We start from the raw sequence: 15,672 nt of genomic DNA, 5'->3' as shown, positions 1-15,672 counted from the left end.
ACCAAGAAGCCCAAGCGCAAGCAGCAGAGCAAGGGACAGAAGAGCAAGAAGAGGTAGAAGCGCAAGAAGAAGCCCAAGAAGCGCCAACTAAGCTGACACACGAGGAGCAAGAAGCCCTAGAGAGGAATCAAGAGGCGATCAAAAGGGCAGAAGATGCGCTAGCTCTTATGCGCGTGTCGCTAGCCGCGTTTGAAAACGAGTTGCAAGATGGGGTGGGCAAACTAGCCGATGCCCAAATGCAAAATGAAGCGGCAAAAGAGCAGATCGCCCATTTAAACACCGCCCTAGAAGAGGTCAAAGCCGCCCAAGACAAGGCCGATCTAGCCCTAGACATCGCCAAACAAACCACCCCCTTTGAGAATCTAGAAGGTTTGCCCCGCCCCCCTGATTTGGCCAGTTTGGCTGATTTAGAGCTAGACTTGCCCAGCACGGGTCAAATCCAAGAAGATTTTATGCGGCTCTTAGAGGAGTCTTTGAGCAAAAACGACAATTGGAAAGAGCAAATCTATTTCAGTTTGCAGGGCGTGCACCGCATTTTAAGCAGTTTTCAAGCCCTCAAAGATTTATACGCCAAAGCCGAGCTCATCAAACCAGACCTTGAAAGCGGGGTGAATTTTGCCAGCGCCCAAATCGCTTACATCAAAACTCTAATCGGCGATTACAATGCCTACTTTGACGAGTTTAACGCCGTGATGTTGCGCAACAACGATTTGATCGTGAAAAACTTTGATCTGGTGTTGGCCCAAATAGAGATCGTAAAGAAACTCTTAGATCGGGTGGGCAAAGACGCGGATGGAGTTTTGGCGATGAAAAACATGGTGTTAGCCCTCTTAGAGAAATTAGAAAGCCTAGAGGACACCAAACAAGAGCTTTTAGAGACCAATAAGAAAGCGCGCATTTATATCCAACAGATTAAAGAGCTTGCCAAAGAGTCTTTAAACAGCATTAAGGAAAACACCGCCACAACTCTAACCACCATAAGCGCGCTAGAAGCAGATATCCAAACCAAGCTTTTAGCCAAAAGAACCGAAATTTTAGACGAAATCGATGCCTTGAAAGAGGGCATTGAAGAGAGGGCAAATGAGCTTTCAGGTGCCCTTGAAGAAAAAATTAATGAATTTGAGCAAGCCGTGTTGTCGCAAGTGGAGCTAGCCAAACTAGCTGTGCAGGCAGTGCAAAGGGTGCGCGATCACCTAGAAGCCTTAAAAATCTCTGTGCAAGAAAATTACGAGGAAAAGCTGGACCTTTACAATGCAACTGCCTTGCAAAAACTCGAGGAATACAACCAAAACGATCTAGATAAAACCACCGCCTACAACACCAACCACGAGGAAAAGCTCCAAATTTATAATGACAACGACGCGCAAAGGTTTGAGGAGTTTAACAACAATGCCAATTTGCGCCTAGAGCAGCACAACGATCAAGCAGACGCGCGCCTTGAAGAATACCGCATTAATGATGTGCAAAAACTCGAGGAATACAACCAAAACCACCTAGCCAAACTGGCCGCCTACAACCAAAACTACGATCAGCACGCGGCCGACTTTGACACAACCAGCCTCCTTAAAATGGAAGAATTCACCCAGCACACGGCCGATAAAATCCAAGAGTACATGAGCGCGGCCGATGCCAAACTCGCCCAAGTGCAAGAAGAAGTGCAAGACTTCAACACAGGCAATATGGAAAAACTAGAATCGTTTAAAAACACCATCGATCGCAAAATCCAAGCCTATAATGAAAACGCCACCCAGCAAACAAAAGAGTTTGACAAAAACTACACCCAAAAACGGGGTAGTTTCACCACGCTATCCGACGAGCGCCTAAGAGAATATAATGAAAACCATTTGCAGAAAATGGCCGACTACGACGCGAATGACGATCAGAAGTTTAGAGAATACAATGACAACCACGATGCCAAATTCGCCAGCTTTAACGAAAACGCGCGCTTGAAGTTGGAGGGGGTGCAAGCAGAGATCGACCGCTTAAACGCCCCCAATCTTGAAAAAATCGAGGGGTTCACACAAAGGGTGGATCATGAGATCGCGCGCTTTAACGACGCAAAAGAAGCCAACATCAGCGCGCTAGAAACCAGCTACGCCCAACAAAGCGCGGCTTTAGAGACCAGCTACACCCAAAAAACAAGCGCGCTAGAGACCAGTTACACCCAAAGCCACACCCGTTTAGAAGAAATGCAAGCCAATATCCAAACAAGATACGATGAAGTGGACTACAATTTGAAGCAACTTAAAGGCTCGTTGATCTTTGAAATGGAGCAAAACAGCGTGCTGGCCCCCGTGGCGGATTTACAAAGACAAATTGACCAGCTTAAAGGCCGCGCTTATAGCCAAACGCCTTTTTCTTGGGTATTTTGGGATCACCGCTGTAACACCACATGGCGCGTGCCCGTGGACATCGATGTTTGTTTTGCCTTTGTGCAGGGGGGCTATAGCGCTGCAACTTCTTTTGACAGATTTGCCACCGTGCAGGCTAGAAAAAGCCGATCCCTTTTTGTGAATCTTGTGGGCGACGAAGTCCTTAATATCAGTGTGGGTGATGGGGGGATTGTGCACCTATCTTATAGTTTAAGGAGAAGTTCATGATCCCTGACATCACGGCGGGGCGGGGCGCTCTAGCCGCAATGGTGCAAAATATCGGCAATTTAGCCCAAGCCCACGCCCATTTAGCCAGAGTTACTAGCGACACCCAAGGGCATTTAGCCAACATGGCCAGCAAATACCATAATCTAGCCCTAAGCGCCGAGCAATTCAACTACCAAAAAGAAAAGGACGCTAAAGAGCACGGCTTGAAACAAGCGGCCTTTGAGCAACAACAAGCCGAGCACGCCGATCGTTTAGACCTTGAAAAAGCCCGTTTAGATTTGGCCAAACGGCAGCAAAACAGCCAAGAGAAGCAATGGCAACAATCGTTCGGGTTTAACAAACAACAGGCCGATCGCAGTTATGGTTTAGAAAAGCAAAGGACTAGGGCGGATGTGGCCTACAAGGGTGCGCAAACCGCCAACACGAATGCCGACACTTACATGCGCGGCTTTATCGCCTCTAGCAGCACCGACCCACAGACCATGGTCTATGGAAACCGCCTCATGCAACAAGTGGGCGGGGGCTTTAAGGGCACCAAACCCTCTTTAAAAAAGCCCTTGCAGCTTTTCAAAGACCCCAAAGCCCCGCCAAAGTTTGGGGATTACAGCCTTAATCCTATGGAGCGTGGCTAGTGCAGGGGATACAAAAGGAGCTGGTGTTAAGGGCTTTGGCTAAAAAAGATTTTTACAGCTTTGTCAAGCTCAAATGGGAGCGCTATAACCTAGCCCCCTTCATGGACAGCTGGCACATCAAATATTTGTGTAAAGTCCTAGAGTGCACCCAGCCTAGCACAGCAGATGGCGCGCTCATCACGCGGCTTATGATCAACATGCCCCCCAGCTATGGAAAAACCGAGATCATCGCAAGGTGCTTTATCGCGTGGAGTTTGGGGCTTAATCGCGCGCGCAAATTCTTCTACATCAGCTACTCTGACGACTTGTGCCGCAAAATCGCCAACCAAGTAAGAGACTTGATGAAGTCCAAATTTTACGCTCAAGTTTTTCCAGAGCCTTTAGAGTTTTTGCAAGACAACGCCCAAGAGTTCGTGTTAAGAGAAGGCGGCGGGCTCTTTGTAACCACGCTCAAAAGCGCGCTTACCGGCTTTCACGCCCACCAAATCCTCATCGATGACCCGATCAAAGTAAGCGAAATGGCGAGCAAAACGGCGGTTAAAAGCGTCAATTCTAACTTTAAAGAAAGTGTGCTTAGCCGCTTGCAGGACAATGAGAGCAACATCACGATTTTAATGCAGCGGCTGGGCTTGAATGATTTATGCGGGTTTTTGCAAAGCGATCGGGAGTTTGACCCAGAGACGATTGAAAAATGGAAAGTGGTGAAATTGCAAGCCCTGAATGAAGAAGCCCAAACCTACAGCATTAAAGATTTTAGCTATGAGCGGGGGGCTAATGAGCCGCTTTTTGCCGCGCGCCACAACTTAGCCGAGCTGCAGGCTTTAAAATTGCAAATGGGCAATGACGAGTTTAGTGCACAATACCAGCAAGAGCCCATCGCTTTAAGCGGGGGGTATTTTGATGAGCAATTGTATACAAATATCTTTTTGCACGAAGTGGGGCAAGCTAATGTGTATATTTTTGTGGACAACGCCATTAGCCTGAAAGAGAGCGCAGATAACCGCGCCGTGGTGGTGGTGGGGGTGGAAAATTATAAGGGCTCTTCTCGGTTTGTGGTGATGGATTGCTTTTGTGGGGTGTTTAGCGAAGAGCAAACCATGGCGTGCATTTTAGAAGCAAAGAGCCGCTACCTGGAAGCTAAAACCTATATCGAAAGCGATGGCGGGGGGCTCACTTTGCACCGCCTATTACTCGTGGAGCTGGTCAAACACAACCAGCGCGCCAAGGAGCAAGGCAAAGCCCCCTTAAACGATTTGATCTATTGCTACACGCCCAGCCGCAAGGTGAGCAAGGTTGAGAAAATCAAGGCCATCCGCCCCTTTTACAACACGGGCTTTTTGGTCTTTGCCCACAGCTGCCACAACCAAGAGCAGATCAAAAAGGAGCTTTTTAGCTTCAATCCGGACAAACCTTTTAGGCAGGACGATTGCATCGACGCGATCGCAAGTTGTTTAGCCCACCCAGAAGCCACCGCTCCCGTGCAACCTTCCACGGCTAGAGAATCTGGCGTTTATAAACGGCGCACTTGGCGCATATAAAAAAATTTTAAGTTTCTTTTGTTAGAATGCGCACGGGCTCGTTGTAATTCACATGCATTGGGATTTAGGTTCTGCCGTGTGGTGCTTGCACCACACAATCAGCATTTAAACTTAAGACGCTTTTAAACCTCCATCTACTCCTTTTTGAACCATTCAAGGCAGGCCTTAACCCTTGCTTTGGGTGGGCTTTTTGCTTAAAATGGGAAACTTCTGTTAATTGGAGGTGTTGATGCAACTTTATAACAAAGTGCAAGAGCTTTTAGAAGCCAACAAACAGACCAGACAAGAGAGCATAGCCCTTTTAGAGCAGGCCAGAACCACCCTCATCACGCATGTTGATGCCCGTTTCAAAACGGCCATGGAATCGTTGGATGCCAAAATTGCCCAAAGGGTGCGAGAGCAAATGCAAGCGGCCAGAGTGGATGCCAATTTGCCCCAAATCTTAGAGCGCAAAACAGAAGAAAAGCTGCAGGAGTTGCAAGCGGGTATCCAAGCGCAAGCATTAAGCGGGCTTATAAACGGGGTGCATAAACGGCAACTTGAAGAGCGCTTAAGCGCGGCTATGCAAAGCGCGCTGCAAGAGAAATTAAGCCAAATGGCTAACCACTATGGGCAAGAAGCCCTAAGCCAAATGCATATGAGCGCCCGTGCGCTGCAAGAAGACTTTTATTCCCAGGACAAACCCGCGCTTTTAGAGGATTTGAAAGAGCAAATCAAATTAGATACACAAGACTTTTTAAGCAAAGCGGGCCAAAGCCTAGAGAAAAAGAGCCGCCAGCTTTTGGCAGACACCAAACAAAAAGCCCAGCTTGGCTTTAGCGTGCTCAAGTCTGCGGCCCTGCAAGAGTTTAAAGCGGGGCTTACAGAAGATTTAGAAGAGCTAAAAGCCACGCTTTATGGCCAATTTGAAGAAATTAAAGAAGAAGCCAAGCAAGAAATGCAAGCGGCCGCGCTCTTGGTCCAAGAAGATGGCAAGGGCGCGTTTGAAGAGGCTTTAGGCCAAGAGATGACCGTTTTTGTGGAGAAAACACAGGGCTTTATGGACTTGTTGCACCAGCGGCTAAGCGCCGTTTTAGAGCAGGACTTTACAGAGCCTTTGCGGTTGGCGTTAGACAGATTAGACACGCAATTTTTACACGAAAAACGAGAGGGGTTTTTTGGGCAAGTTGAAAAGGATTTAGACATTATTTTAAACGAGCATTTAGACAGCACCACGCCCCCGCGCTTTAGATTTTTGGCTAAGCAATTCTTTGAAGAGAGCAACAATATGCGGCTTTTTAGGGAAATGCAATTAGAAGCCCAGTTGCACTTAAGCGCGCTGATCCAAAGCAACGCCCTTAAGATTTTAGAAGAAGAAACCGCTTATTTGCGGCATAAAAAATTAGAGGAGTTGGAGTTTAATAACAAAGTACGCATGGGCTTGAAACGCCAAGAGCTCATCAAAAAAGGCATCATTGAAGTGCAAGAAGTGAAGAAAAAGGGCACCAAAGCCCATTTATGGGATCGCTAATGGGCGCGATCTCACAATTAGCCCACACCGCGGGGACATTATTGCCCACGGATGAAAATTTAGTGATCGGGGCAAGTTCGGCAAGCCACCTAAGCTCTGCTTTAGAGCAAATGCCCGATTTAAGCGGCTATCTTAAAGAAACCCCCCAAACCAAAGAAGCCCCGCCACCTGCTCTCGATTTAAACGAACAAGTGGTCAGCAGTGCCAGCACGGGCATTAAAGATTTAGATAGGCGGGTGAAAACGGGCGATTTAACGATGTTTGATTACTACCTAGCTAAGAATTATCTAGGCATCGACTTAAATGCCCAGGTTAACGGCTCTGTAGAGTTGCGCCAAAAAATCGCCAACCGCACGCAGGCCACCCAAAACATGTACCAAACCCTAAAAGCCCTAGATTTGGGCGATGGTTTGATCAACAAGTTTCAAGAGAACAGCGGGATTTACAGCGGGCTTAGGCGCAAATTAAACGAGATGACGGGCGGGATTATTGGGGTGAATGCGAATACGGCAGAGTTTATGACAGCCATGGGGCAATATGTTTACTCTTTAGCGAGCGCGATCAATGGCGGGGGCAAGATCACGAACCAAGCGGTGAACGATGCAAGAAACATTATTGACGCGGGTTTTAGGGGCAAGGAGGAAAACACCGCTAGAATGGGCGAAGCGCAGAGCATACAGCTTAAGTTGTTAATGCGGCAAATGGGGGAAGTGCAGGCTTTGGGCGGGAAAATCCCCAAAGAAGCCCTAGATGCCCTAAATAAATACCGCCAAAAAAACGACTACATCAAAAAGACCAATGGCAAGATCGACAAGCACACTTATAGCAAGATAGGAGGACAATGATGAGCGGTTATGTCTTTAAAACCGATAACGCCTTTGATTGGGGCTATAGAAACAACACGAATGCGCCTTTTGATCTGATCTTTGACATCCAATCCCACCCTTACACCTACTACCGGAATGGGTGCAGCCTGCATCTATCCACCAGCGATGGCAGGTATAATTTAATCATCAATGGGGGAGATGCCCAAGACATTGATAACCAAGGAAACCATGTTGGCAAAAGGCGGGTGGTGATCTTAACGCTCTTGCCCGGGGTGCGCGTGCTTGTTTTAGAGAGATGGGATGGGGCGCGCACGGCGTTTTCTCTATCAGTGTTTTTAAAGGATTGTTAATGGGCGGTAGACCAGCCAGATATACAGATAAAAAAGAAGCGGTGCGCCAACAATACGAGAGCACGCAAACGACTTATGCCGAGCTTTCTAGGGTGCACCAAGTCCCCTATGGCACGATCGCTAAGTGGGTGGTTTCTGAGCAGTGGAAACGCTACACAACTGAAGGCTACAAGGCTAAGAAAGTCGAATGCAAGGCGTATTATGAAACGCACCAGATCAGCTTAACAGACTTGGCCAAGCAATTTGGCGTTTCTGCAGAGACGGTCGGCAAATGGGCTAAGGAGGGGAAGTGGGAGCCTTATAAAGTGGCCAAAGAAGTAGAAGTGGAGGTGTTGACAGATAGCATGCTCACGCATAGCGTGGACACCTTCATCGGCTCCAAGAAAGAAGAAATTAAAGACAGCATTAGATCGAAACTGCAAGAGGCTAATCTTGATCCCATTGTGCTTGAAGCTTTGCTAGAAACCTCCAGCGATGAGCTGTTGATGAAGGCGATGAATTTAAACTACATCAATAAAAATATTTTGCTAAGCGCGGTGATCGCTAAGGATGAGCTCATGCGCATGGTCGCCTACAATGCCGACAACCCTAAAGGCAATCCAGTCATCATCGGGGCGGCTGAAAAGGTGGCTAAGATGTTTGCCGACCTGAAAATTAGCCTTTTTGGCAAAGAACAGGGCGTTTTACCCGCCCCGCAAATGCAAAACGATTACAGCAAAATGACCACGGACGAGCTTTTGAAGTTGGCCAACACCCTCGAAGAAGAGCAGCAGGGCTAATTTTGCGGCTTGGCTCTTTGCTTGCCGCTTTATTTTTAGTGGGCTGTAGCCCTTCTGTGGTTTATCAAAAGGTCTATTTGCCCACAAAATGCCATGTCAAAAAAGCCCCTAGGCCTTCTGCTGATTTAGACACCCTAGAATACCTGCAAGAACTTTTAGTGTATGTGGAAATTTTAGAAAAAGATTTGGAGCACTGCACTAAACAAGAGCCCCAAGAAACCCCCAAATAGCCCACTTAAGGGAGCTTTGGTAGAATAGAGTTATTGGCACTTGTGGCTATTCTTGTTGTTTGGGTTGGGGGGCGTGGCCTATGTGGGAGGGTAGGCATGTGGGACCCCCAAACAAGGAGGCTACATGCGTTTGCTATTGGTTTTAGCGATAGTGCTCGTGTTCACCCAAACTTTGCACTAACACCCTTAAACCCCCTCAAAGGGGGGCAAGAGCTAAAACCATTGTGCCAAACCACAGCTTAAATTCCCCCATGGTCTTTTTTGTCCGCACTTAAGGGAGCTTTGGTAGAATAGAGTTATTGGCACTTGGTTATCTTTACCGCGATTGGCGTCCTGCAAATGGGTTTTTAACTTGTTTGTGTAGGGGGCGGGTAGATAGTGGGCAAAAAACGCATCGCGTTTTCTCCCGAGAAAGGAGATAACCGATGGCTAAACTGCTAATAATCCTAGCTTTTGTAGTTGTCTTCGCGGAACAACTGCATTAAGCTCAACACAAGCGTTAAACGCTTGCACCGCTTAAGTGCGGTGGGCTAATGCTAGGGTTATTGTGCCAAACCACAGCTTAAATTCCCCCATGGTCTTTTTTGCACTTATTTCCACTTTGGCCTTAGTGCCCTAAAATAGTGGTGTTTTGTATTAACCCTTGCAACTCTTGCGCGCTTTTGCTATAGTTTGCGTGTTCTTCTTACACGGAACTTGCCCACCTTAAGAGTGCTTAGAACTTCCAAGGTTTTGTTTCTTTCGGTGGGCTTTTTTAAGGTTTTATTTTGAGAGACTTTAGCACCCTTTTAAGAGATTTCAAAAAAGACCAAGACAAAGCCTCTAAATCTATTCAAGAATTTAAACAAGCCAAAGCCTATTACCACGGCAACCAACTTCCCCCAGATGTGCTCTCCATCATCACCGAGCGCGGCCAAACGCCCATTGTGGAAAACATTTATAAAATGATTGTCAACAAAATCATGGGCTACAAGATACAGAGCATTCAAGAAGTCCGTTTAACGCCCCGCCAAGAAGAAGACAAGCCTCTAGCGGATTTATTAAACGACCTTCTTAAATACTTTTCCCAAAAGAAAAATTACGATAAGGAAATGATCAAGCGGGATAAGGATTTGATCATGGGCGGGTTGGCGGTGGTGGAGCTGTGGGCGGTGGATGATGGCGGGGGCAATATCGACATTGAGATCAAGGCTTTAGACCCGCAAAGTTTCATCATCGATGCCTTCAGCACGGACAGCAATGCCCTAGACGCGAGAAGATTGCACAAGGTGATGCAAGTGCCCGAAGAGAATGCCAAAGATATTTTGGGTGGCGTGGAAATTGTTTATGACAATGGGGGGGATGATGAGCGCATGGCGATCATCATCGAATCGTGGGTTAAGGAAAAACACGGGTGGGATCGTTATTTGTGGAATCAAGAGGGGGGCATTTATTTACACGAGCCCACCCCCTTTAAAAACAAAATGCACCCCTTCATTGTGGCCAAATTCTACACCGATGAAGAGGGCAATTACTATGGGCTGTTTAGGGATGTTAAGCCCATGCAAGATTACATCAACTATGCCGAAAACCGCATGGGAAATATGATGGGCTCTTTTAAGGCGATGTTTGAAGAAGACAGCGTGATCAACATCGATGAGTTTGTAGAAACCATGAGCCTAGATAACGCCATTGTGAGAGTGCGCCCCGGGGCATTGAAAGATCAAAAAATCCAATTCTTAAACAACCAAGCCGACATCGCGGCCTTAAGCCAAAAGAGCGAGCAAAAGCGCAACTTGCTGAAAATCCTAGCGGGCTTAAATGATGAATCTTTAGGCATGGCCATTAACCGCCAAAGCGGGGTGGCGATCGCGCAGCGGCGGGAAAGCGGTTTAATGGGGCTGCAGAATTTTTTAAAGGTGAGCGATGACATGGACAAGCTGATCTTTGAGCTAGCCGTATCGCTCATTAGCCACTATTTCACTAAAAAACAAGTCTTTAGGATTGTCGATCCTAAAGTGGGCGATCGTTACTTTAGCATTAACTCTAGTGAAAACAACCGCATTAAGCCCTGCAAGTTTGATTTGATCTACAAAACCCAACTTAAAACCGAAAGCAAGGATGAGCGCTTTAGCCACTGGAATGAGCTTTTAAAGGTGATTGGGCCAATACGCCCCGATCTAGTGCCCCATCTTCTGCCCTTAATGCTTAAAGACATGGACAGCCCCATTATCGCTGACATTCAAGAGGTGCTGGCCCAAGCCGAAGAAGCCCAAGCCAAACAGGCCCAGGCCAGCGCGCCCTATCAAGAGCAGCTGCAGGCTTTAGAATTAGAGAAATTAAAAGCGCAGGTGATCGAATTGCAGGCCAAAGCGCATAAATACACGCAACAAGGTGAGCTGGTGCAAAGCCAAACCACCACAGAGCAAATCGCCCAAGTCCAGCACGCCCAAAACCCCGCCCCGCAAAACACCCCCAAAGGCTCTAAGTGGCAAAAATACCCCTCCGCCCAGCATTTGGAGTATTAGCCACAGCATTTTCCAGCGCGCTTTGAAACTCTTAGCTTTAGCTAGGGGGTTTAATTTGTTTTTTGTTTCAGTTTTATTTAAGTGCTAGAATCCAGCTAAACCGTTAGGGCCGTGTAAAGACACGCTTATGCATTTGCTCGACGATTCTAGGCTTAAATGGATTTAAGGAAGTGTGCCTTTGTGGAGAAGTGAGGAGTTGTCCACAAAGACCCCAAGGGTTGCTGTACGCACGCTGGATATTAACTTTTATTTTTTTAAACACCGCTTAAAATTAATCTTCATCTGCGCCGTTGTCCATTTTGATGTACTCTTTCTCTGCCGCCCACTCCATCGCGGTTGCCAAAGAGTCGAATAAGTCTTGTTTTTCTTGCTCATAGGGGGCTAGTGTTTCTTGGTTGGTGCAGAAAAACACGGCTTGAAAATCAATGCCCGCTTCTTTGGCCCGCTTTTGGGCTAGGTTAAAGGGGCGCTCTCCTTCTGTCGCGTCTAAAAAATGCACGCCAAAGCATTGCCAATAATCATAACACCACTGAGAATAAGCCCGCCTAATGCGCTCGTATATTTCATCGCTTAGGGCGTTTTGGGCCTCTGTGTTGTTTCTAATGGCCTTGAAGTGTTGGGCTCTTGCACCCATTCTGGGGGGGTCTTTGTGTTGGGTTTTGTATAAAATTGCGTTCTTGTTCTTTTTGCTCTCCCAGTAGTTGATGTAGGCTTCTCGTTTGTCTTTAGTACCAATTATTTTATCATGCCACTCGCTCTGCTTATTGTATTTGCTGTACACGCTTTTTTGTCTTTGGATGTCTTTTAGTTGCCCATCCGCCCCGATGATTAAGGTATCATCGAACGTGAAAAATTTGTCTTCATAATGCCCGCCCTTGATTTGGATATACCCTTTAGGCCCATCCTCGTGCAAGGGCACATCCACCAGCGGGGGTTTTTTTATATTGTCAAATAGGGGCAGTCTGTGCCCGTAGTGGTAAAACTCCATCTTTTTTAGGAAACGCCAAGAGTTGTAGCCATCAATACGGGTGTGCACCATCGTTTTTAAATTGTGGTTGACGATCCGCACAAAGCCTTTGCGGTCATAATGCCCAAACTTTTCTGCGCTTAGTTTGGCAAAGCCTTTTTCTATCGCCTGCATGCGCTCCTTGATTTTATTTTCTAGGGCGGTTTTGATGTACTCCTCGTTTGCCTGAAACTTGGCATCGGGAAAGGGGTTTTTGATGTTGTCGTAGTGGGCGTTTCCCGGGCCGTATTTGTGTTGCGTGGTGCCGATGATTTCGCTTAGTCCATTGCTGTTATAGCCGTTGTTGATGCCCTTCATGCAATTTGGGGCTTCTAGTCCCGCCTTGTAGCTTAACGAGCCCGGGTTTTCTGCTTTATAAATCTTGCCTTCAGGGAAAATATCATAAGGAGAGTAGATGAGAAGCCTTGTTGTTTTTTGCGCGCCCATCTTTTGCGCTTCTTCTAACAAGGCCTTAGCGGTGCTAAAGCCGCTCACCGAGCCGCTGTAAAAAGCCGCATTGCCCTTGATTTCTTCATCTATGAGAATGCCCGCCATTGTGCCCGCGATTGTGGCCACCCCGCCTGCTACGCCAATTGTGGCCACCGTAGCCCCTAAAGGCGTGCCAATGCCCAAAGTAAAAACGCTCACCAGCACCCCAGCCACAATGGAAAAGATCGCTTCAAACAACGCCCCCAAAAATTTAAACAGGTTTTCAGGTTTGGTGAAAATGTCGGTGAAGACCATAAAATGTTTTTCGGCTTCGGCTTTCGCGGCCTTTTTGGCGTGGTGCATGATCGCCCACTCGGGGATGTCTAGCCCGTATTCATCGCGGATTTTGCGGTATATGCTGGAGCGCTCGCGCACCTTCTTTTTATAAAACGATTGGTATTCACGGCCAAAAATGCCCTCTCTACCAAAGGTTAAAGGCATTAAAGTTCGATCGCCACTTTAAACAGGGTTTCTAGGTTTTTGGCTTGCTGGATTTTGTCCCGTAGTTTATGCCGCTTGCCCATCAATTTCGCAAGCTCTAGGGTGTAGTCTTGGTGTTTTTGCAGGATTTTAGACACAAGGGCTTTTTTATCCTCGCCCCTGCTTTGGCTCAGTGTGTCTAAAAAGGGCGTGGGAGCGGTGTTGTCTTGGTTAAACTTTTGCGCTTCTTGGTATTGCAGCTCATAGGTCAACACCTCTTCAAAGGGCGTAAAATCTTCTTGCATTTGGGCGGCTTTCTCATCAAACACCGCGTTTAGCTCCTCTAAGCCCTTTCGTTTGGCCGTGGCTAAGTCCAGTGGTTGCAGCACTCCATTAACCACCACAGAGCCCACGCCGTAAAATTTTTCTTTGCCTTTTTGTAGCTCGATGAGTTTGAGATCGTCCTTGTTGTAAACGGGCAAGTCTGCGCCATTAATGATGTTGACCACGCGGTTATCTTGGATCACGGCGTATTGGTGATCGGGTTTACAAGTGCCCTTAGAGTCGTGTGCCACCACGGCCTCTGCTGCTTCTTGCTCTTCTTCTGCTTGCTCTTCTGTGTCTTCTGCTGCTTCTTGCAACTCTTCTTCAGTTTGGCTTGCTTTTTTCTTTGCCATCGCTTTCCTTTGTGTTTTTTGCATTTAAGCATAGATGAAAAACCCTTGCAAGGGTTAACCCTTTTTTATTCTTTCATTTTCCCCTAAAATGGGGCTAAAGGGTGAATATGGCAACTTTAGATTTTGAAAGATTACGACAAGATGGGATCAGCAAGAAGGCGGTCTTAGACTTTGTTAAAAATAATGAGAACAACTTTAATTACCAAGAGTTAGAAGACTTTTATAGAAAAGAGGGGCTAAACCCCACCCAAATCACCAACGCCCTTTACCATGATCTTGTGAGTTTTGCAGATTTGGACTTTGCGCCTTTAAAGCCTAAAGAGCAAACCCCAACCACACCCCCGCCCCCAGAAGCCCCCCATACGCCCATTGAAAAGAGCCTTGATTTAGCCCCCACCAAAGAAGCCGAGCCTAAAGCGCACAACTTCATCCCCCTTTTGCCCCAAAATGCCCCTACAGGAGCAAAGCCTACTAAGTTTGCAGATGCCAAAGAAGCTTTAGCCCAAATCCAAGAGAAGGCCAAAGCCCTACAAAGCGGCTCCAACTGGTTTAAACAGGCCTTAAGCACGCTCGACTTTCAAGACGAAAAGCAGAGAGAAGAAAACTTGGCGTTTAAAGATTTGGTGCAAATGGGCATTGAGCACAACCTCCCTTACGAGCGCTTGCCCGCCCCCGTGCAAGACTTTTTAGCCCGCCAAAAGCGCGCCAACTTAAGCGCGTTTAACCCTTTGGATTGGGCAGAAATTGTAAGTGGCGTGTTTGAAGGCGGTAAGCAGGCGTATGAGCAAGAGAAAATGCGCCACAGCATTTTACAAGTGCAAGACCCTAGTAAGCTCACCAAAGAGCAGCAACACCAAATTTTTAAAGACCGCAATTTTTTAGAAAACATCATCGACCAGTTTGGCGACCCTAAAAAAGTCCTCAAAGAATACCAAGAAGTTTTAAAGAGCGCGGATCTCACCAAAGAAGTACAAAAATCAGTCTACCTCTTCAAAGACAGGCACAGCGCGGCCAGTCTATCTGCTGCGCTTTTTGGGGCGAGCCAAGAGCAGAAAAAAGACTATGCTAAAGGGCTGGATGCGATCGCGCGCGCGAATGGGTTTGAGGGGGCTTACACCGACAAAGAAAACAACATCTACATGCTCAAAGATGGGCAGTATTACCGCATTAATGATGGCTTCATCGACAACTTTTTTACCTTCTTGAAGGGCAATATGTCCTCCATAGCCGGGGGCATTGCAGGGGCTAAGGCGGGCTTTGAGCTGGGGGCTAAGAGCAAAAGCGCTTATGCTCCTGTTTTAGGGATGGTGGCAGGGGGGGCTTTGGGCACTTCTTTAGGCTCGGTGGCCGATTCTCTTTACGCCGATGTCATTTTAAAACGACAGCACAACTTTGAAGAGATCAAACACAAGTTGATCGAAGATGGCTTGATCTCTGTGGTGGCTGACTCTGCCACTTTGGGGCTAGCCAAAGCCTTAAGGCCTTTAGCTAGGGGGCTAGCTCACGCCAATTGGGATAAAATCACAAACTACATTCCCGGCGTGGGCTGGACTAAAAACTTTTTTAGCGGCAACCGTCAAAGCATTGAAAACATCATCGGCAACACCTTTACCTCCGAGCAACAAGCCGCGATCAAGGCCGCAGGCGAAGAGTTTGGCGGAGGTGTTGCTTTAGGTCGTAGAGAAGTGCCGGCTAAGGAGTTGGTTAAAAAGACCTTTGGCGAGGGTAGAATCTACAAGGCTTACAACGCGATCATGGACGGGCTGTTTTTAAACAACAAACAGGCCACACAAGAAGCGATATTGCGCCAAGTTAGGGCCGATGAAAGCGGGGATTTATTGGCCTTCATGACAGAGGCGGCCAACACCAGCCCCAAAGCCCAAAAGGCCTTGAAAGACATTTTAAACACCACCACTGAGAAGCTGCAAAATGAGTTGCAAAAATTCGATGTGAGCCAAAGCGGCATTAAAAGCATTTTAGACAATTTAGAAAAGGGCACCAAAGAATCTTACGAGCAAGCGACTCAAGACATCATCGCCAAGCTTTATCCTAAAGACACGAAAATCCAACTAGACCCTAAGAACTACCGCGCTTTTAGAAAAGAGCT

General features: G+C 47.2%; 11 protein-coding genes and 1 pseudogene. 10 read left to right on the top strand and 2 right to left on the bottom strand.

The features are described from left to right. From AOG36_RS06605 to AOG36_RS06565, 9 genes are all read left to right on the top strand, one after another. The coding region (locus tag AOG36_RS06605) for a coiled-coil domain-containing protein (protein ID WP_162200205.1) at nucleotides 1-2,600 on the top strand (2,600 nt) is incomplete at its 5' end. Then, a complete protein-coding gene (locus AOG36_RS06600) occupies nucleotides 2,597-3,232 on the top strand; it encodes a hypothetical protein (protein ID WP_053825754.1) in 636 nt (211 codons plus the stop codon). The genes AOG36_RS06605 and AOG36_RS06600, both read left to right, overlap by 4 nt. Next, nucleotides 3,232-4,770: a phage protein gene (locus tag AOG36_RS06595; protein ID WP_015106649.1), complete on the top strand. Its 1,539-nt coding sequence runs from the start codon at nucleotides 3,232-3,234 to the stop codon at nucleotides 4,768-4,770. Before AOG36_RS06600 ends, AOG36_RS06595 begins: the two co-directional genes overlap by 1 nt. 229 nt (nucleotides 4,771-4,999) lie before the next feature. Beyond that, a complete protein-coding gene (locus tag AOG36_RS06590; RefSeq protein ID WP_053825753.1) occupies nucleotides 5,000-6,280 on the top strand; it encodes a hypothetical protein in 1,281 nt (426 codons plus the stop codon). Beyond that, the gene (locus tag AOG36_RS06585; RefSeq protein ID WP_053825752.1) at nucleotides 6,280-7,125 is read left to right on the top strand and encodes a hypothetical protein; all 846 of its coding nucleotides are present in this window, start codon (nucleotides 6,280-6,282) and stop codon (nucleotides 7,123-7,125) included. The genes AOG36_RS06590 and AOG36_RS06585 overlap by 1 nt, the downstream gene beginning before the upstream one ends. Further along, nucleotides 7,122-7,457, top strand: coding sequence for a hypothetical protein (locus AOG36_RS06580; protein WP_015106646.1), 336 nt, complete (start codon nucleotides 7,122-7,124; stop codon nucleotides 7,455-7,457). The genes AOG36_RS06585 and AOG36_RS06580 overlap by 4 nt, the downstream gene beginning before the upstream one ends. Then, nucleotides 7,457-8,236 (top strand): terminase, encoded by a 780-nt coding sequence (locus AOG36_RS09115; protein WP_238374889.1) that lies wholly within the window; start codon nucleotides 7,457-7,459, stop codon nucleotides 8,234-8,236. The genes AOG36_RS06580 and AOG36_RS09115 overlap by 1 nt, the downstream gene beginning before the upstream one ends. A 2-nt stretch (nucleotides 8,237-8,238) precedes the next feature. Beyond that, nucleotides 8,239-8,466, top strand: a complete 228-nt coding sequence (locus AOG36_RS06570) for a hypothetical protein (protein ID WP_015106644.1) — start codon at nucleotides 8,239-8,241, stop codon at nucleotides 8,464-8,466. Nucleotides 8,467-9,233: 767 nt separating this feature from the next. After that, entirely contained in the window at nucleotides 9,234-10,973 is a 1,740-nt protein-coding gene (locus AOG36_RS06565; RefSeq protein ID WP_015106643.1) for a portal protein, read from the top strand. 271 nt (nucleotides 10,974-11,244) lie between these two features. Here AOG36_RS06565 and AOG36_RS06560 read toward each other — a convergent pair whose 3' ends face one another. Further along, nucleotides 11,245-12,909, bottom strand: coding sequence for a hypothetical protein (locus AOG36_RS06560; RefSeq protein ID WP_053825751.1), 1,665 nt, complete (start codon nucleotides 12,907-12,909; stop codon nucleotides 11,245-11,247). Beyond that, nucleotides 12,909-13,565 (bottom strand): hypothetical protein, encoded by a 657-nt coding sequence (locus AOG36_RS06555; RefSeq protein WP_015106639.1) that lies wholly within the window; start codon nucleotides 13,563-13,565, stop codon nucleotides 12,909-12,911. Before AOG36_RS06555 ends, AOG36_RS06560 begins: the two co-directional genes overlap by 1 nt. A 107-nt stretch (nucleotides 13,566-13,672) precedes the next feature. On the opposite strand from AOG36_RS06555, the pseudogene AOG36_RS06550 reads away from it, so the two are divergent. Further along, nucleotides 13,673-15,672, top strand: a pseudogene (locus AOG36_RS06550) (hypothetical protein); the annotation flags it as partial.

Source organism: Helicobacter heilmannii (assembly GCF_001283065.1).
GTDB classification, from domain to species: domain Bacteria; phylum Campylobacterota; class Campylobacteria; order Campylobacterales; family Helicobacteraceae; genus Helicobacter; species Helicobacter heilmannii.
Note: the sequence above shows the minus strand (reverse complement) of the source record. Positions and strands in the feature narration are given on the sequence as shown.